The following is a 17245-nucleotide window of genomic DNA, read 5'->3' on the forward strand; positions in this document are numbered from 1 at the left end:
AGGGCGAGTAGTCCTACGAACGACGTGTTACACCGAACCGGTCCAGCCCCCTCCAGAGCGGCTACGCCGGCGCGGGGACGGGCTGGGCCCGCCGGGCGAGGTAGCGCTCGGCGGCGCGGGCGGAGGGGTGGACGCCGATCGCGGCGATGACGATGATGCCCGCGATGATGGCCCAGCCGAGGTGGCCGAGCTCCATGGCGAGGAAGGTGTACGCCGCGGGGGCCCAGACGGTGCCTAGGGTGTAGCCGACCTGAGCGGCACCCTGGTAGTCGCCACGGTGCTCCGGATCGGAGAGGTCGGCGACCAGGCCCCACTCGCCGGCGGACTGGAAGAGCTCGGCGCCGGTGACGGTCACGTGGCCGATCCAGACGAGGGCGATCGTGATCAGGCCGACGGTGTCGTGGGTGACCGCGATGATCGCGCAGGAGGCCAGGAAGCAGAGTGCGCCGCGGCGCTGGGCCTTGAGGGAGGTCGTCACGTCGGTGACGCCACGGGCGGCGATGACCTGCAGCCCGACGGCCATGACGGTGTTGGTGCCGAACAGCCACGCCAGCAGCACCCGCGGGGCGTCGGTCTCCTGGACCAGCCAGAGCGGGATGACGACGTTGAGCAGGACCTGATGGGTGCCGAGCACGCCGTCGAAGAAGGTGGTCGCGAGGAACGCGCGGTTGCGCAGGGCACCGAGGCGGTCGCGTACGTCCTTCTTCAGGTCGCCGGGCGAGGCAGCGGTGGCGAGGCGGGGGAGGCGCGAGATCCAGTAGGCGTTGACCAGCAGCACCACCGCAGTCATCAGTGGGACGGCCTTGATCAGGGTGTTGGAGTCCGCGGCCAGGGCGAGACCGCTGGCCAGGGCGCCGAGCGTGTAGCCCACGTTGCGGGCGGCGCGCATGTACGCGAACCCGCGCACCCGGGTCGCCGCTGGGAAGACCGAGATCCGGTAGGCGTCGCGACCCGACCGCTGCCAGGAGGAGGCGAGCGCGAGGAGTACCTCGACGGCGACGTACGCGGCGAAGTTGCCGACCAGGACCCAGGCACCGAACAGCAGCGCCTGGAGGACGGCACCGGCGATCCAGCTGAATCGGGTGCCGAGACGGTCCGCGAGTCGGCCCAGGGGGACGGCGAACAAGAAGGTTGCAGCGCCCGCGATCGTGAGACCGAGGCCGACCTGTGCGGCGGAGAGGCCGACGATCTGAGTGAAGAAGACCGCCGAGCCGGTGAGAAAGGTGCCTTCGGCGAAGGCCGACAACACCGACTGGTACGACATCGCCCGGATGAGCGGGTCGTCTGAGAGGACCTTGTCCCTCAACCGGATGAAGCGAGGGGACAAGACGACTCCAAACTATCTTGACATCGAGACAAGCGCAGTCTTGTCATCGCTGTGTCCGACGTCAAACAGTTATCTGTGCTGATCGGTCCCCAAACCGGGCAGCGAGAAAAAAGGAGTCCATCGCGCCGACGCCCGTGCGTCGGCGTAGGTTGCGGCCGAGGTCAGCGGGTGGAGCCCTCGATCGTGCCGATCACGCCGCCGAAGACGTCGGTGGTGACGCCCCAGATGCCGCCGGCGATTGCGGAGATCGTGCTGGTCAGCCCTTGCGGATCGGTGAACAGCCAGAACCCGACGAACAGGGCGCCGATGACGATGAAGATCTTCTTCTTGTCCATGTGAGCTCGTCCTCCCGAGAAATCCGATTGAATGTGGAGTGAATTCGCGAATCCGGACGCAAGCGCGCGAAACTCGCGAGGTTGCTCCGGGATATAGATTCCCCGAAGTTGGCCTCCACTCGCAAGGATACGGCGAAGGAGACCGCTGAGCGGGACAGTGTCGCATCCAGCGGTCCGGTGTGTGGCATGACGTCCCGGTGACGCGGTCCGCCGAGCGCTGGTACGCGCGCGTTGTGCCCGTGTCGTCAGGTGGAACGAGGTGCGCTAAGGCGGTCTGGCGACTACGCTCGTCTCACATGGCGGTGGCGTTTGTCCAGAATGCCGGTGCCCGGGAGTTTGCGTCAGCCCGCGGGAGGGGCAAGGCGCCTCCACCCACCGGTGCCGCATGGGGCTGCGCCGGGCGGGACAACCGAATACTTCCGGACGGATCCGGCAACCACACCTCACCTCGGGAAAGGGAGCAGAACAATGGCACCGCACCAGTTGATTCAAAGTACGACGCAAGCCGCCGAGTATGGCACCGGCGGCCTGGCCGAATGGATCACCGACAACATCATCACGCTGGTCGTCCTGATCTTGGGCGTCACGGTCCTGTGGGCTGCCCGCAGCGGCAACATCTCGAAGGCCGTCACGATCGTCGGTGGCCTGATCATCGGTCTCGGCGTCCTCGGCCTGGCCGTGGGCAACAACGCCACGGACCTGGGTCAGTGGATGGCTGGTCTCTTCAAGGGGTGAACCCGGTCCCGTTAGCTAACCCAGGGAGGGATCTCGGGGATGAGGCTGCCTGACGACGACGAGCTGTACGAGGTCGACCAGACCTATCTCGGCCCCCCTCGTCGCTACATCGGGGAGATGCGTTATCGCACCATCTTCCTCTTTCTGGTGATCGCACCATTGACGCTTGTGCTGCTGCGCAAGCTCGGCATGCCGGTGACGCTGCTCAGCATGGGGCTGTGGCTCATCGGCGCCTCCTACCTTTCGATGAAGGCCTCCGACTACATCAGCTCGGAGAGCTCGGCCGGTGCCTGGCTGATGACCTTCTGGCACGAGCTGACCGCGCCGCGCGTGGAGACCAGCGCCCAGTACGCAGGCGGCGCGGCTGTCGCCTTCCGACACGCCACGAGCCCCCGCGGGGGCTGGGCGAAGGCCATGCGACGGCCCGGCCGGCGGTTCGCGCAGCAGCCGGGTGCCACCCCCTCGCCGAGGGTGCTGCAGGCGACGGTCGTCACCTCGACGCCGAGCGCCCCGAGCCAGCCGGTACGCGGCAAGGCCGCCCCCGTGCGACCCGTGATCGAGGCGAAGGTCGTCGAGGAGCCGCTCCCGGCCCACCTCTCGGTCCAGCCCGAGGTGCGGCCGGCTCGACAGCAGCACGCCACCGGCGTACGTCCGGCGAAGGGTGGCTGGTCCAGCCGGCCCTCCTCCTCGCCGCGTGAGCCCCGCGACGTTCCGTGGAAGGGCGGTGCGCCGTGGCAGGCCCGGCAGGAGCCGGAGCAGCCCACTGCGTCTGCGCCCTCTGCTCCGGCTGCCGAGACCGCCGCGTCCGCTGCACCGCCGCCTCCGCCCCCAGCGCAGCCCACAGCCCAGCCCACAGCCCAGCCCACAGCCCAGCCCACAGCCCAGCCGGCACCGCCCACTGCGCCACCCCCACCACCTCCTCCGCCACCGCCTACGACGGCCCCAGCGGCCCAGCAGCCTGCCCCGAAGACCGAACCGAAGACCGAACCGAAGACCGAACCGAAGGCCGAACCGAAGCCTGCGCCGGAGCCCGCGCCCAAGGCCGCCCGGCTGCCGCTCTCGCATGCGGTGAGGCCGGCAGTGGTGATCGCACCGGAGCCAAAGTTCGACGACGACGTCGACGAATGGGACGACGCCGAGGGATGGGACGACTTCGAGGATGCGCCCTCGGGACGTACGCGTCCCAGGGACAATCAGGACGAGCGGGCGGTGCCTGACGGGCGCCCGCAGAGTGTGGACGACTACCGCAAGCGCCTCGACGGCGACGACGCACCCAACGACGGAGGAACCGCATGAGGCGGCCGCGAACGGAGCGGGCCTACGGGCCTGGCTTCGAGAAGCCCAAGCCGGGACGCAAGAGCGTCTTCGGCCGGGGCGGCGACGACTCGAAGGGCGTCCGTGAGCCCAGAGGCGACCAGTGGGCGCTGGAGGAGGTGCGCGGTCACCTGACCTTCACCAGCGACCGCATCATCGCCTGGTACCTCGCCGAGCCCCAGACCTGGTCGTTCCGCGCCCACTCCGATCTCGAGGCCCTGATCACCGACCAGGCGAGCCAGCTGGCCGACCTGGTCGGCAACACGGTCCACGGCCGGGTCACCACCCGCCCCTATCCCGTACGTCACTGGGCGCACGCCGCGTTCGCCAACGCTCCCGACCCGCAGCCCGGGTTCGAGGAGATGATGGCGCGCAACCAGGCCCACATGGCCGCCCACAGCCAGGCCGACAAGCTCGTCTACTACGGCGTCGACCTCGGCCGCCGCGACGCGACGGTGAGGACGCTGGCGAAGTTCTCCGCCGGCGCCGCCGAGCGTGAGATGGCCGCGATCAGCGAGCGCCTCGACACGGTCAACCGGGTGATGTCGCGTCCGGGCTTCTCCGCGCGTCCGGCTGTCGGTCACGACATGGAGTGGATGATCGCCCGTTCACTCTCCTTGGGCGCCAAGATCCCGGTGCCTGAGCCGGGCGAGGCACAGCAGAACTTCCTCGACACCGACGACATGGCCGAGTGGTTCGAGTCGGTCGCCTGGTCGGCCGAGCCGCTGGCCCCGACCGTGCAGGTCACCAGCAGCATCGGCGGCCGCCAGGAGACCAGCCACGTGTGCGTGCTGACGGTCTCCCGGATCGGCGACATCGAGGTCCCGGAGACCCACGCGCCGTGGATGGCGAAGACCGACGCGCTCGGCTTCCCGGTGGAGTGGTCGTTCCGGGTCGAGCCCCGCTCGCCGGAGGACGTCTCCCGCGAGATGGCGTCCCTGACCCGCCGCATCGACGGCCAGGTGAGCCACTGGTCCGAGGACCACGGCAAGCGGCCTCCCAAGCAGCTCTCCCGCCAGGCCGGCCGAGCAGCCGACGTCGAGGACGAGATGCGCTCGGAGTTCACGGGTCTGTCCACGCGCACCAGAGGCTGGTACCGGATCGCGGTCACCGGCCGCAGCGAGGCGGAGGCGCTCGACAAGGCGCAGAAGGTCGTCGACCTCTACCGGCCGCAGATCAAGATCACCCGCCAGCTGGGGCAGTATCACCTGGCTCGCGAGTTCGTCCCGGGCGAGCCGCTCGCGTCGACTGCGCATGCCCGGAAGTTCCCGGTGCTCAAGGTCGCCGCCGGACTGCCGGCGGTCACCGCCGAGGTCGGCGACAAGCGCGGCTTCTACCTCGGCGAGACCTCCGCGATGGCGTCCCGGGCCGTGCTGATGGACCCGTGGTACCTCACCGAGGTCATGGAGCAGGCCGGCCTGATCCCGCTCGTCGGCACGCCCGGTTCCGGAAAGTCGACCCTGATGGGCGTCGTCATCTACATGTCGATCCTGTCCGGCATCCACGGCGTCGCCATGGACCCGGCCGGACGACTGCAGCGGCTGATGACGCTGCCCGAGATCGGTGGCGGCCCCTTCCCGGCGGGAGGACACAGCAACGGCCGGCAGGTGCCCGCCCGCGCCCGCAGCGTGGACGTCCTGGGCGGCCGCCCGGGAAGCCTGTCGCCGTACGCCGTCGTCCCCGACCCCAACCCGGAGCTGATCCGGGCCGAGGCGATGTCGGACCACGAGTTCGCCGAGCGGCTCCACCGGGAGCGGTCGGCCGCCGTACAGCAGCGCCGCGACCTGACCGTCTCGGTGCTCCGTGCCTGCCTCCCGGTCGGACTGGCCAACAACGAGGAGGTGCTCAAGCGCATCCGCGCCCGCGTGATGGAGGCGCAGGCCGACCGCGGCGCCGACACCTCGACGATCGTGAAGATGCTCTTCGAGGGCGACGGCGGCGACCACGAGATCGGCCGCGAGCTCGCCGCTGCCCGCGAGCGCGAGCTCGGCCGCCTCTTCTTCGGCAACGACTTCCTCCAGTCCGACGAGGAGCTGAAGGGCACGCCGTTCACCTTCTACAACCTCAAGGGGCTCACCACCCCGCCCGAGCACGTACCGCGCGAGGAGTGGAGCGCCGAGGAGCAGATGGCGCGCCCGATCATGACCCTCGCTGCCTGGTCGGCGCTGCACCTGATCTACCGCAGCGACCCCAACGATCGAAAGCTGTTCGCGCTCGACGAGGCCCACGAGATCACCCAGGCCTCCGGCGGCACCGGTCGCGCCCTCGTCCACAAGCTCTCCAGCGACTCCCGCAAGAACAACTGTGCCGCGCTGGTCTCGACCCAGAACGCCTCCGCGATCCTGGGCTCCGACATCAACAACTTCGTCGGGGCGGCGTTCGTGGGACGTACGCAGGACGAGAGCGCCCAGCGCGACGCGCTCAAGCTGCTCGGCAAGCCCGAGGGGCTCGGCTACGAGTCGATCCTGGCGCGGCTCTCGCCGCGCACCAGGCGCGGCGACGAGCAGCTCGGCTACCGCGAGTTCATCTACCGCGACGGCCTCGGCGGCGACACCGGTCACGGCGGCATGGAGATCATCAAGGTCACCCTCAACCACCACCCGGGTCTGCAGGAGGCGCTCAACACCACCGCCGACCCCACCCGCCGCGTGAGCCGGGCCATCGGCGGCGACCCGACCGATCTTCCCAAGAGCGAGATTTCCGGGGATGGGAACGGCTGATGCCGCCGCGCCCCCCTCACCACAGGACACCCCTGCGCCGTAGGGCGGCTGCCCTCGTCGTACTCGTGGTCGCTCTTCTGTCCGTCGCCGGACCGGCGGCGGCAGCGGGGCCGAAGGGGATCGACATCCCGATCCCGTTCGATCCGACGGGTGGGCTCTCGGGCGTGAGCGATGCGTGCAACAACCTGGATGCGCCGATGCCGGCTTCTCCGTACGGGGACGGCAGTTTCATCGTGCGGATGACGGCGTTGGGTGCGGCGTCGAAGGCGGGTACGCAGCTGAACGACCCGGAGGAGATCGACGACGAGCTGGATCCGTTCCGTAACAAGGACGAGGTCTCGCTGGAGTCGGCGTATGGGACCACGCCGCAGTGGTGGACCTATGACAACGGGTGCACGGGGCAGTTCGTCGCGGGGGCGGGGACCTCGATCGGCAACATCATGTTGGAGATCTCGGGGATCCTGCCGAACTGGTCGCATGCGTTGCTGAACGCGGTGATCGGGGAGAACTCCTTCCTCAAGGCGCTGGACGACCCGATCGTGGCGGCCTCGGAGGCGGTCACCGATGGGGTGTGGGCGCCGTGGGTGAGCGTGGTGTTGTTGCTGGTGGCGGCGACGGTGATGATCCGGGCGCGTGATGGCCGGTTCGCGCGGGCGGTCACGGCGGCGGGTTGGGCGCTGGGTGTGTTGGTGGTGACCTCGTGGCTGATCCAGTATCCGGTGGAGTCGACCAAGCTGGTCGATGAGGGGGTTCGGTCGGCGACGGGGATGATCGCGACCGGGTTCAACGACGGCCGGACGGTGCCCGGCGTCAACGACGACAAGTTCGGTGAGACCGATGCGGTCAAGGCCGTGGACGGTCAGATGGATGAGGTGGTGCGTTCGACGCAGTACCGCACCTGGCTGGCCGGGGCGTTCGGTGATCCGGACTCGGCCACCGCTAAGACGTACGGGCCGCGGGTGTTCCGGTCCACGCACTTCTCCTGGCAGGAGTACGACACCTACCGCAAGGACCCCAACGGCGATGGCAAGAAGGTCCTGGAGGCCAAGCAGGACGCGTTCAAGGAGCACGCCGAGGCGGTCAAGAAGTCCGATCCGGTCGCCTATGAGTACTTCAAGGGTGAGCACTGGTCCCAGCGGGCGACCACGGCGCTGGTGAACCTGGTCGTGGTCGTGGTGGTGTGTGGCTTCCTGCTGGTGGCCGGGTTGGCGATCCTGTTGTCGTTCGCGTTGATCCGGTTGATCGTGCCGTTCGCGCCGGCGGCGGGGGTGCTGTTCATGCTGGACCACACTCGGGACGCCGCGGTGGCGATGTTGAAGCGGGTGGTGGGTCCGTTGGTGATGGGCCCGATCTACTTCCTGGTCGCGTTGTTGCTGCTGCGGCTGGACTCGGCGATCTTGGGTTCGACGATGTGGTTCGTGCTGCAGCTGGCATTGATCACGGTGCTGACCGTGCTGGCCTGGCGCCTGACCCGGCCCGCCGCCTACGGCATCCCGCTGCCGGGCATGGGCCGGCTCACCTCGATGCTCTCCTCGTACGTCGGCACCCGGACGGGCGCCGAGGCCGGGGTCCGCGACGCGGCCGCCGACCGGCCGCCCGTCCCGGGCGGTGGCCCGGCGGGCACCGGATCGGTCTCGAGCCCTGGCGGCGTCTACATGCCCGGACACGAGCTGACCGGCAGCCGACCGACGATGGTCGCCGAGCAGGTGCCCAACCAGGCTCCGGTGACGGCTGCCGGAGCGCTGGGTGCCGGGGCGAGCGCGAGCAGCACACCGACGTACGCCCTGGGCTCCTCGATGAGTGGTGAGGAAGGTGAGCGGGTGGCCGGACAGTGGTTCGACTCGCGCTCTGTCGAGCGCGACGAGCCGTCCATCCGCGACGAGGCCCGCCCAGGGTTCGCCGCCGGGCAGGTCTACAACAACGACCGCCCCGAGGCGCCGAGCCCGGTCGACTACACCGCAGGCGCCTACGCCGACCGCGAGCCGGAGCCGCCGCGACAGTCGCCGGTGGCGGAGGCCAACGTGGACTACGACGCCGACGGCAACGCGGTCTTCGTCATCTACTCACCGAACGGGAACCGCTCGGTGCCCGTCGACAACGGTCCAGGCCGGTCTGAGGGCTGGTCTGAAGGAGGAGCCCGGTAGTGCGGTCGACAACGACGCGTGGTGTGCTGTGGGAGGTCATCGCGCCGGTGCTGAGGTGGCCCATGAGGTCGCCGTTCCGGTTCTTCTCGGTGGTTGTCGGCATCGTCTTCGTCATCTGGCTCATCGCCCAGTGGAGCGACGCTCCAGACGCCGAGCCGGCCGCGCAGCCCGAGCGGGGTTCCGCGTCCGCACAGCAGAGCGCCTCGGCGAGTGGCTCGCCGGCACCCGTCCCGGACCCGACACCCTTGGCGGTCAAGTTCGTCACCGCCTGGGCCCGCCCCGACCTGACCACCGACGAGTGGTGGGCCGGGATCAACGCCGCCCGCCCCGACGAGTCGCTGGCCCAGGCCCTGGGCACCACCGACCCGGCGACGGTGCCGGCGACCAAGGTGGTCGGTCCGGCGAAGGTGCTCGAGCAGACCGACGGGGAGGCACGCGTCGAGGTGACCACGGATGGTCCCAAGGTCGTCGTCTACCTGACGCTGGTCGACAACGTCTGGTACGTCTCCAACATCCTTCCGGAAGGCTAAGACCGTGTCTCTCGATACGAAGGCGCCGGCTGCGCGGCGCCCCAGGCCACTTCGTTCAGACCTGCGCCCGGCGGCGTTGTCGTCGGTCGACGGCCAATACCGGGCCGCCTCCCTCCTCCGCCTTGCCGGACACGCACTGGAACGCCGCTCGCTCGGCGTCGTATCGAGAGACACGGTCTGACATGCTCATCGCCAAGGCACGTCTGATCTGGGGGATCGTGGCCGGGGCGGCCACGCTCGTCCTGGTGGTCACGGGTGCCCTGGTGATCCTCATCGGCGGTCTGGCGAGCACCGAGCAGAGCAACCAGGACCAGGCCGAGTCGGGCTGTGTCGGTGGGACCAACGCGATCCAGGCCGGCAACCTCGGCCCGGACGGTGAGGTCCCCGAGGGCAGCATCGCCGGGTTCAACACCGAGCAGATCCAGAACGCCCGGACGATCGTGGCCGTCGGCAAGCAGTCCGGCGTGCCCGCCTACGGGTGGGTGATCGCGCTCGCGACCGCGATGCAGGAGAGCACCCTGCGCAACCTCAACTACGGCGACCGCGACTCGCAGGGTCTCTTCCAGCAGCGCCCGGTCTCCGGCTGGGGTTCGGTCGCCGACATCACGAACCCGGTCAAGTCCGCCCAGGCGTTCTACGGCGTCGCCTCCCACACCGGCAACACCGGCCTCCTCGACATCCCGGGCTGGCGCAAGATGCAGGTCACCGCGGCAGCGCAGGCGGTGCAGCGCTCGGCGTTCCCGCTGGCGTACGCCCAGCACGAGGACGAGGCCCGGGCTCTCGTCGCAGCGCTCGCCGACGGGGTCTCGGCCGCCGACCTGACGGCCACCGCGACGGACGTGGCCTGCACGATCGGCATGGCCGGGATCAGCACCAGCGTCGTACGTCCCATCCAGGCCGGGCTCGCGGTCGACAACGACAACTACGGCAACTCCGGCTCCAACTGGGCCAACATGCACACCGGCAACGACTACTCCTCGCCGTGCGGCACGCCGGTGCAGGCGGCGCACGGCGGCACCATCGTGCTCGAGTCGGGTGGCAGCTGGGGCTGGTCGGGACGCTGGCTGGTGAAGGTACAGACGGCGCCCGGCAACCTGACCACGTGGTACGGCCACATGCAGTCGCTCTCGGTGGCCGCGGGGCAGACGGTGAAGACCGGGCAGGTCATCGGGCAGGTCGGCAGCGAGGGCAACTCGACCGGCTGCCACCTCCACTTCGAGGTGCACCCGCACGGCGGCGGCTACCTGCAGGACCAGGTGGACCCGGCGGCCTGGCTGGACAAGAACATCGGCAAGACCCTCGAGACGACCAAGCAGGTCGGCGGGCTGCCCGGCGCGGGGCAGGTCGGCGCCTCCCCGGCCGCCGTCTCCGGCCCGCAGGTGCGCCTGGCGCAGGCCAACATCAAGGTCTCCATGTCCAGCTCGAGATACCGCTCCGACCTGGCCAAGGTCATGAAGCACGGACCTGACTTCGTCTCCCTGAACGAGGCCCAGTCACGGTCGGTCTCCGACCTCTCGGTGCGCGGCTACGGCACCTACCGCGCCTCGTCGGACGACTACGGCACCCGCAGCCAGGCCCTCAGCCCGGTCGTCATGTGGCGTACCGACCGCTGGGTGGCGGTCGACAAGGGCACCGTCCAGCTCACCAAGCCGGTCACCGGCGTCAAGAACGACAACAGGTACGCCACCTGGGTGGTCCTCGCCAGCAGCGACGGCTCCGGGCGGATCTCGGTGATCTCCACCCACACCATGACCTCGCCCGCCAAGAGTGCACAGGCGCGTAAGGACGAGGCCCAGCGCGGCTTCGCGAAGCTCGCCGGACTGGCCCAGGGGCTGCAGAAGTACGGCCCGGTCCTCGTCGCCGGCGACCTCAACTCGCCCTACCCGCGCAACGGCGGCGACGGGGATCCGTGGGGCCCGAAGCCGTTGATGACCAAGGCCGGGATGACCTCCTCCTTCGAGACCCTCGGCGCGCCCCCGCAGGGCTGGGCCACCCACGACGGCGGCGGCACCATCGACTGGCTCCTCGGCTCGAGTTCCACCGCCACCCCCACCCGCCACGCCACGTTCAAGCTGGACTCCGACCACCACGGCCTGGTGGGGGACTTCAACATCCGCGGCCAGTAGCGCGCGTCGGCGGTTGTGTTGGTTTCGACACGCTCGCTGGCGCTCGCGGCTCAACCAGCGGGGCGCGTCGGTCGAGCCGCCGGAGCCGCTAGGCGCAGGCGTGTCGAGACCAACACGGTCGTACGCCCGGCGACTGGCCGCCGTTGGCATGGGACTAGCGTTGGGGCCATGGACGACGCGGTGGAACGGGCTGAGAGCACCGTCGCCGCGATGGCCGAGTGGCTCGCCGGAGGCGGGCCGGAGCACTGGGTCGTGGAGACCTCGGGGTCGACGGGCAAGCCCAAGCGGGTGATGCTCTCGCGGGAGGCCGTGAAGGCGTCGGCAGCGGCGTCGGCGCGACGCGTCGGGGCGAGCGGGCAGTGGCTGCTGACCCTGCCGGAGTCGTACGTCGCAGGGGCCAACGTGATCGCCCGCTCGCTGCTGGCAGGCCACGAGCCGGTGATCGCCGCCGCCCACGACTCCTTCGCCGAGGCCGCGGCGGCGATGGACGACGGGCCTCGGTTCGTCTCGATGGTGCCGACCCAGCTGCACCGGATCATCGAGTCGGGCGGTGAGGACCTCGCCGCGCTGGCCGGGTTCCACACGCTGCTGCTCGGCGGCGGCCCGATCGACCCGTCGCTGCGCGCCCGCGCCGAGAACGCCGGGGTCGACGTCGTCGCCACCTATGGCTCGGCCGAGACCTGCGGCGGGTGCGTCTACGACGCGATGCCGCTGGACGGGGTCGGGATCGCGATCGGCACCGACGGACGGGTCCGGATCAGCGGCCCGACGCTCTTCGACGGCTATCAGGACGACCCCGAGCAGACCGCGAACTCCCTGGTGGACGGCTGGTTCCTCACCTCCGACGCCGGCACCCTGGACGAGGACGGCCGGCTCCGGATCCTCGGTCGGATCGACGACATGGTGATCACCGGCGGCGTGAAGGTCCCGGCGGCGCTCGTCGCCAGACGGCTCCGCGAACACCCGGCCGTCGAGGCCGCGGAGGCCCTCGGCACCCCCGACGAGGAGTGGGGCCAGCGGCTGGTCGCCTTCGTCGTCGGTGACCTCGACGCCGCCGACGCCCGCGACTGGGTCGCGGCTGAGCATCCCCGCTCCTGGGCGCCGCGACAGGTCGTCGCTCTCGACGCGATCCCGCTCCTCAGCAACGGCAAGCCTGACCGGCAGGCCCTGCTCGCGCTGGCCACGACCGACGAGGCGGAGGCACGATGACCGAGGAGCCGCACGTCTTCGCCCTTCCGATGACGACTCGCTTCCGGGGGATCACCGAGCGCGAGGGCCTCGTCTTCGAGGGGGCCGGCGGGTGGGGCGAGTGGTCGCCGTTCCTCGACTACGACACCCCCGAGATCGAGCCCTGGCTGCGCTGCGCCGAGGAGGCGGCCGCGGGGGACTGGCCGACGCCCGTACGCGAGACCGTGCCCGTCAACGCCACCGTGCCGGCGGTAGGTCCGGAGCGCGCCCACGAGATCGTGACCCGCTCCGGCTGCACGACCGCGAAGGTCAAGGTCGCCGACCCGGGCCAGAGCCTGGCCGACGACATCGCCCGCGTCGAGGCGGTCCGGGACGCCCTCGGCCCGGCCGGCAAGGTGCGGATCGACGTCAACGGGCTCTGGACGGTCGACGAGGCGCTCGCCGCGATCGGGGTCCTGAACAGGGCCGCGGGCGGGCTCGAATACGTCGAGCAGCCCTGCCTCACGGTCGAGGAGCTCGCCGACGTACGCCGCAAGGTGGACGTCCCGATCGCCGCGGACGAGTCGATCCGGCGGGCAGCGGACCCCTATCGCGTACGCGACCTCGAGGCTGCCGACGTGGCGGTACTGAAGGTGCAGCCGCTGGGCGGCGTACGCGCCTGCCTGCGGATCGCCGAGGACATCGGGCTTCCGTGCGTCGTCTCCTCGGCGTTGGAGACCTCGGTCGGGATGGCCGCAGGGATCGCGCTCGCGGCGGCGCTGCCTGAGCTGCCCTACGCCTGTGGGCTGGGGACGGTCTCGATGTTCACCGAGGACATCGCCGCCACCCGGCTCCTTCCCTCCGGCGGGTTCCTGCCGGTGCTCCCGGTCTCGCCCGCGCCGGAGCGGCTGTTGCTCGAGCCAGCGCTGCACGCGAACGCGGAGCGTACGGAATCCTGGCGCAGGCGCCTCGCAGACGTGGTGGCATACCGGGAAACGCTGCGGTGACCTGGGCACTTTCCCGCCATGGCGGGGATCTGGGCGGTTCCCTCGGACCGGGTTGCGGCATTTTCCCGCCATGGCGGGAAAATGTCCCGGACCCTCACTCAACCGACGAAAGGCGCCGGCATGGCTACGGCTACTGAGCTTGCCCGGACGGTCGTCACCGCGCTCCTCGAGGCGCGGGTCACCGACATCGTCATCGCGCCCGGGTCGCGCAACGCACCGTTGTCGTTCGCCGTCCTCGACGCGTCGCGAGCGGGGCTGGTACGCCTGCACACCCGGATCGACGAGCGCTCCGCCGGCTTCTTCGCGCTCGGCCTGACCAAGGTCGGCTCGCGCGCGGCGGTGATGTGCACCTCCGGCACCGCGGTCGCCAACCTGCACCCGTCCGTGCTCGAGGCCGCTCACGCCGGAGCGCCCCTGGCCGTCGTCACCGCCGACCGGCCGGCGCGGCTCCGCGAGACCGGCGCCAACCAGGTCACCGACCAGGTCGGCATCTTCGGCCGGCTGGTGGAGACCCTCGACCTGGCCGAGGCGCCCGACGAGAACGACATCGACGCGCTCGACTCCGCACGCGGCCCCGTCCACTGGAACCTCCAGCTCGACGACCCGCTGGCCCCGCCCGACCGGTGGCAGCCGACAAAGATCGAGGCCCGTCCGGTGCCGGTACGTCCGGAGCTGATGATCCACGAGTCGATCCCGACCGGCCCCGGCACGCCGCGCACGGTCGTCGTCGCCGGTGACGACGCCGGCCCGCCCTCCCGGATCCTCGCCCAGGACGGCGGCTGGCCGCTGTTCGCCGAGCCCTCCTCGGGCGCGCGGACCGGAGACAACGCGCTGCGCTCCTACCGGCTGCTGCTCGAGTCACCGCTCGCCGACCGGATCGAAAGGGTCGTCGTCTACGGCCACCCGACCCTCTCCCGGCCGGTCACCAACCTGCTCGCCCGCGCCGACATCGAGGTCATCGCGGCCCCGGTCGCGGGGGTCTGGCCCGCGCGCCCGTTCCGGGTCGACCGCACGATCCGTACGCGGCTCCACGTCGAGGGCGAGCCCGACCCAGCGTGGCTGGAAGAGTGGCGCGACGCCGACCGCACGATCAGCCGCCAGCTGGATCGGCTCCTCCACGAGAAGCAGGACATGACGGCGTACGACGTCGCCGGTGGTGTCGCCCGCGCCCTGCCAGACGGCGGGCTGCTGATGCTCGGCCCCTCCAATCCCGTACGCGACCTGGACCTGATGATGCGGCCCAACCGCGTCGGCGGGCGACGGAAGGTGATCGCCAACCGCGGCCTGGCCGGCATCGACGGCATCGTCTCCACCGCGATCGGTGCCGCCGTTGGCCGAACGTCATCGACGCGCGCGCTCGCGCTGATGGGCGACGTGACCTTCCTGCACGACGCCGGCGGCCTCCTCCTCGGTCCCGAGGAGGTCCGCCCAGACCTCACCATCGTCGTCGCCAACGACGACGGCGGCTCGATCTTCGCCTCTCTCGAGCAGGGCGCCGACGACTACGCCGACAGCTTCGAGCGCCTCTTCGGCACCCCGCACGGGACCTCCCTCGAAGCCCTCTGCGCCGCCCACCGCATCCCGCACCTCGCGGTCACCTCCGTGCCCGAGCTCGAGGCCGCCCTCGCCTCACCCAACGGCGGCATCGAGGTCGTCGAGGCCGTGGTCTCCCGCGCCGACCGCCGAGAGCTCGACCTCGCCATCCGCGCCCTCGCTCGTTCCTGACATGGCACAGTGACCTCGTGACAGAACAGCCGCAGTGGCCGGGCGTGGTGCCCTACGTCGAGTACTACACCGGCACGAAGCGCATCCTGGTGCTGCACCTGACCAGCGGAAACGTGATGTTGGCCAACAATCCCGGCAAGCTCCCGCCGATCGCGAGCATCGACGGGCGGCAGTACGTCGTCTACTGGGGCACGGTCTCCTTCGAGATCCCGGCCGAGCGCGCCTGTCACGTCAGCGTCCACGTCGAGGGCGACTACATCCAGCAGGCCGCCACCATCCTGCTCGCCCCCGGCGCCGAGCAGGTGCAGCTGACGTACGCCACCCACTACACTTCCGGCGTCGGTTCCCTGACGCTCTCCTGAGGTCCGATCACCCTGGGGACGTCGCCGGGCCGGCACTCGAGTACGTCGCAGATCGCGGTGGTCGTCTGTCATACGGTGAGATCCACCTCCTTCTGGAGATGCGCCGCGCGGATCAGGATGCGGCGAAGGTGATCACGCCGAGCCCGACGCAACGAACCCTTGTGACGTGGGGCAGGTCGCTGGTCCGACCTGGCCTACGCCAGTTGGCGCCAGCTCGTGATTGCCTTCACAAGATGGCGCCAACTGCCGTAGGCGGGCCAGGCGGGAGCCTCACGGCCGCCAGTAGGGATCCCGGCCGATGAAGCCGAGGAGCTGCTCCTGGGGCGTGGCGTCGGGACCGACCTCGACCCGCGGGCCGAACTGGCCGGAGGCGCGCATGGCGTCCTCCATCGCGGCCGCGCCCGCGAGCATCGCCGCGGCACGCTCGGTACCGAGGTCGTAGTCGCGACCGAGGGCGCGGGACAGGTCCCAGGAGTGCATCCAGATGTCGGGCGTGTAGATCTCCGAGAGCGCAACGTCGAGCGGCTTGTCGCCCATGTGGGGGTTGGAGACCATCCGGTCGGCGGGGTCGTCGAAGAGCCCCTGGACGTCGGCGGTGTGGGTCTTCCAGGCGGCGACCGGGTCGGCGGCGACGTCGAGCGGCGCCAGATCCACGCCGGCCGATCCCTGCAGGAACCCTCGCGACCACTCGATCAGATGCGAGACCACGTCCAGCGCGGTCCACGCCGCCACCGGGCTGGGGCGAGCCCAGTCGTCGTCGGCGGCGGAGCCGACGATCTCGGCGAACCGGGCCGCGTCGTACGCGTGCTGTTCGCTCATGCTCAGACCGGCGGCGTTCACGAGAGCTCCGCGAGGAGCTCGTCGAGCTGCTCGTAGCCCTGGAGGACGCCCTTCTCCATGCCGCTGGCCATGATCGCGGCCTGGGTCTCGAAGGACTCCACGACACTGAGGCCGGTCAGCCGGGTGCGACCGCCGGGGAGCGGCTCGAGGGTGAGGAACTCCAGCGAGGCGCCGTCGGGTGCGCCGCGCCAGGTGAAGGTCTGCACGATGCGCTCGTTCTCGCGCACCTCGTGGAAGCTTCCGAAGAACTGGGTGAACTCGTCACCGTCGCGCTCGGCGGAGTAGGCCCAGGAACCACCGGTGCGGAAGTCCCACTCGGTGATGTTCATCCCGACGTCGCGCGGGCCGAGCCACTTGGCGTACAGCTCCTTCTCGGCGTGGGCGCGGAAGACGAGCTCCGGGGGAGCGTCGAACTCGCGGACGATGGTGATCGTCGGGGTCTCCTTGGAGGCCTCGATCGTGGTCTCGTGCTTCGTGGTGGTCATGATGCGTCCTCTGCTCGTGATGATTCTCGTGATGGAGTGCTTTCCTGCATCTCGGCGAGGAGTGCGTCCAAGCGCTGGTAACGCTCCTCGGCCTGCTGCTGATATCTCTCGATCCACTTGGTCATGAGGTCGAACACCTCCGCTTCGAGGCGAACGGGCGCGCGGCGCGACTCCCGGCTCACCAGGCCGGCGTCCTCGAGCACCTTGAGGTGCTTGGAGACCGCCTGGAGGCTGACGTCGTAGGGCGCCGCCAGCTCGCCGACGGTCGCGTCGGCCGACGAGAGCCGGGCGACCAGGTCGCGCCGGGTCGGGTCCGCCAGTGCCGCAAAGACTCGGGAGAGTCTGTCCTCGCTCATCCGTTACTCCTCAACCATTTGGTTGATAACAACGCTAAGTCGCTCCGACAGATCTTGTCAACCATTTGGTTG

Annotated in this window: 15 protein-coding genes; 10 read left to right on the plus strand and 5 right to left on the minus strand. The window is 70.1% G+C overall.

Features of this window, described 5'->3' with window-relative positions:
- Positions 1-61: 61 nt before the first annotated feature.
- Both ACFWQC_RS15950 and ACFWQC_RS15955 read right to left on the minus strand, forming a co-directional pair.
- Positions 62-1327, minus strand: coding sequence for an MFS transporter (locus ACFWQC_RS15950; protein ID WP_378679663.1), 1266 nt, complete (start codon positions 1325-1327; stop codon positions 62-64).
- 161 nt (positions 1328-1488) lie between these two features.
- On the minus strand, positions 1489-1662 hold the full coding sequence (locus ACFWQC_RS15955) for a hypothetical protein (protein WP_160025706.1): 174 nt from the start codon (positions 1660-1662) through the stop codon (positions 1489-1491).
- A gap of 468 nt (positions 1663-2130) precedes the next feature.
- On the opposite strand from ACFWQC_RS15955, the gene ACFWQC_RS15960 reads away from it, so the two are divergent.
- The 10 genes from ACFWQC_RS15960 (at position 2131) to ACFWQC_RS16005 (ending at position 15492) form a co-directional block, all read left to right on the plus strand.
- The gene (locus ACFWQC_RS15960) at positions 2131-2397 is read left to right on the plus strand and encodes a hypothetical protein (RefSeq protein WP_091043078.1); all 267 of its coding nucleotides are present in this window, start codon (positions 2131-2133) and stop codon (positions 2395-2397) included.
- A 39-nt stretch (positions 2398-2436) separates the two neighbouring features.
- Entirely contained in the window at positions 2437-3693 is a 1257-nt protein-coding gene (locus tag ACFWQC_RS15965; RefSeq protein WP_378679668.1) for a hypothetical protein, read from the plus strand.
- Positions 3690-6431 carry an ATP-binding protein gene (locus ACFWQC_RS15970; RefSeq protein WP_378679671.1) on the plus strand — a complete coding sequence of 914 codons (2742 nt, stop codon included), beginning with the start codon at positions 3690-3692 and terminating at the stop codon, positions 6429-6431. Before ACFWQC_RS15965 ends, ACFWQC_RS15970 begins: the two co-directional genes overlap by 4 nt.
- Before the next feature lie 65 nt (positions 6432-6496).
- A complete protein-coding gene (locus tag ACFWQC_RS15975) occupies positions 6497-8575 on the plus strand; it encodes a hypothetical protein (RefSeq protein ID WP_378679674.1) in 2079 nt (692 codons plus the stop codon).
- 62 nt (positions 8576-8637) lie between these two features.
- Positions 8638-9105 carry a hypothetical protein gene (locus ACFWQC_RS15980; protein ID WP_378679677.1) on the plus strand — a complete coding sequence of 156 codons (468 nt, stop codon included), beginning with the start codon at positions 8638-8640 and terminating at the stop codon, positions 9103-9105.
- Between the two features lie 182 nt (positions 9106-9287).
- Complete coding sequence (locus ACFWQC_RS15985; RefSeq protein ID WP_378679680.1) at positions 9288-11231, plus strand: peptidoglycan DD-metalloendopeptidase family protein; 1944 nt, start codon at positions 9288-9290, stop codon at positions 11229-11231.
- Positions 11232-11399: 168 nt separating this feature from the next.
- On the plus strand, positions 11400-12440 hold the full coding sequence (locus tag ACFWQC_RS15990) for an AMP-binding protein (protein ID WP_378679683.1): 1041 nt from the start codon (positions 11400-11402) through the stop codon (positions 12438-12440).
- Positions 12437-13405 (plus strand): o-succinylbenzoate synthase, encoded by a 969-nt coding sequence (locus ACFWQC_RS15995; protein ID WP_378679686.1) that lies wholly within the window; start codon positions 12437-12439, stop codon positions 13403-13405. Before ACFWQC_RS15990 ends, ACFWQC_RS15995 begins: the two co-directional genes overlap by 4 nt.
- 120 nt (positions 13406-13525) lie before the next feature.
- Positions 13526-15130 (plus strand): 2-succinyl-5-enolpyruvyl-6-hydroxy-3-cyclohexene-1-carboxylic-acid synthase, encoded by a 1605-nt coding sequence (gene menD, locus ACFWQC_RS16000; RefSeq protein ID WP_378679689.1) that lies wholly within the window; start codon positions 13526-13528, stop codon positions 15128-15130.
- A 17-nt stretch (positions 15131-15147) separates the two neighbouring features.
- On the plus strand, positions 15148-15492 hold the full coding sequence (locus tag ACFWQC_RS16005) for a hypothetical protein (protein WP_378679692.1): 345 nt from the start codon (positions 15148-15150) through the stop codon (positions 15490-15492).
- A 270-nt stretch (positions 15493-15762) separates the two neighbouring features.
- Here the strand turns inward: ACFWQC_RS16005 and ACFWQC_RS16010 are convergent, their stop codons facing one another.
- Genes ACFWQC_RS16010 through ACFWQC_RS16020 form a run of 3 tightly spaced genes read right to left on the minus strand, consistent with a single transcriptional unit; the run spans position 15763 to position 17173 of the window.
- Complete coding sequence (locus ACFWQC_RS16010; protein ID WP_378679695.1) at positions 15763-16311, minus strand: TIGR03086 family metal-binding protein; 549 nt, start codon at positions 16309-16311, stop codon at positions 15763-15765.
- A 17-nt stretch (positions 16312-16328) separates the two neighbouring features.
- Positions 16329-16817, minus strand: coding sequence for an SRPBCC family protein (locus ACFWQC_RS16015; protein ID WP_378679698.1), 489 nt, complete (start codon positions 16815-16817; stop codon positions 16329-16331).
- Positions 16814-17173 carry a metalloregulator ArsR/SmtB family transcription factor gene (locus ACFWQC_RS16020; protein ID WP_160025692.1) on the minus strand — a complete coding sequence of 120 codons (360 nt, stop codon included), beginning with the start codon at positions 17171-17173 and terminating at the stop codon, positions 16814-16816. Before ACFWQC_RS16020 ends, ACFWQC_RS16015 begins: the two co-directional genes overlap by 4 nt.
- Positions 17174-17245 lie beyond the last annotated feature (72 nt).

Source organism: Nocardioides sp. NPDC058538 (assembly GCF_042719275.1).
Lineage (GTDB): Bacteria > Actinomycetota > Actinomycetes > Propionibacteriales > Nocardioidaceae > Nocardioides.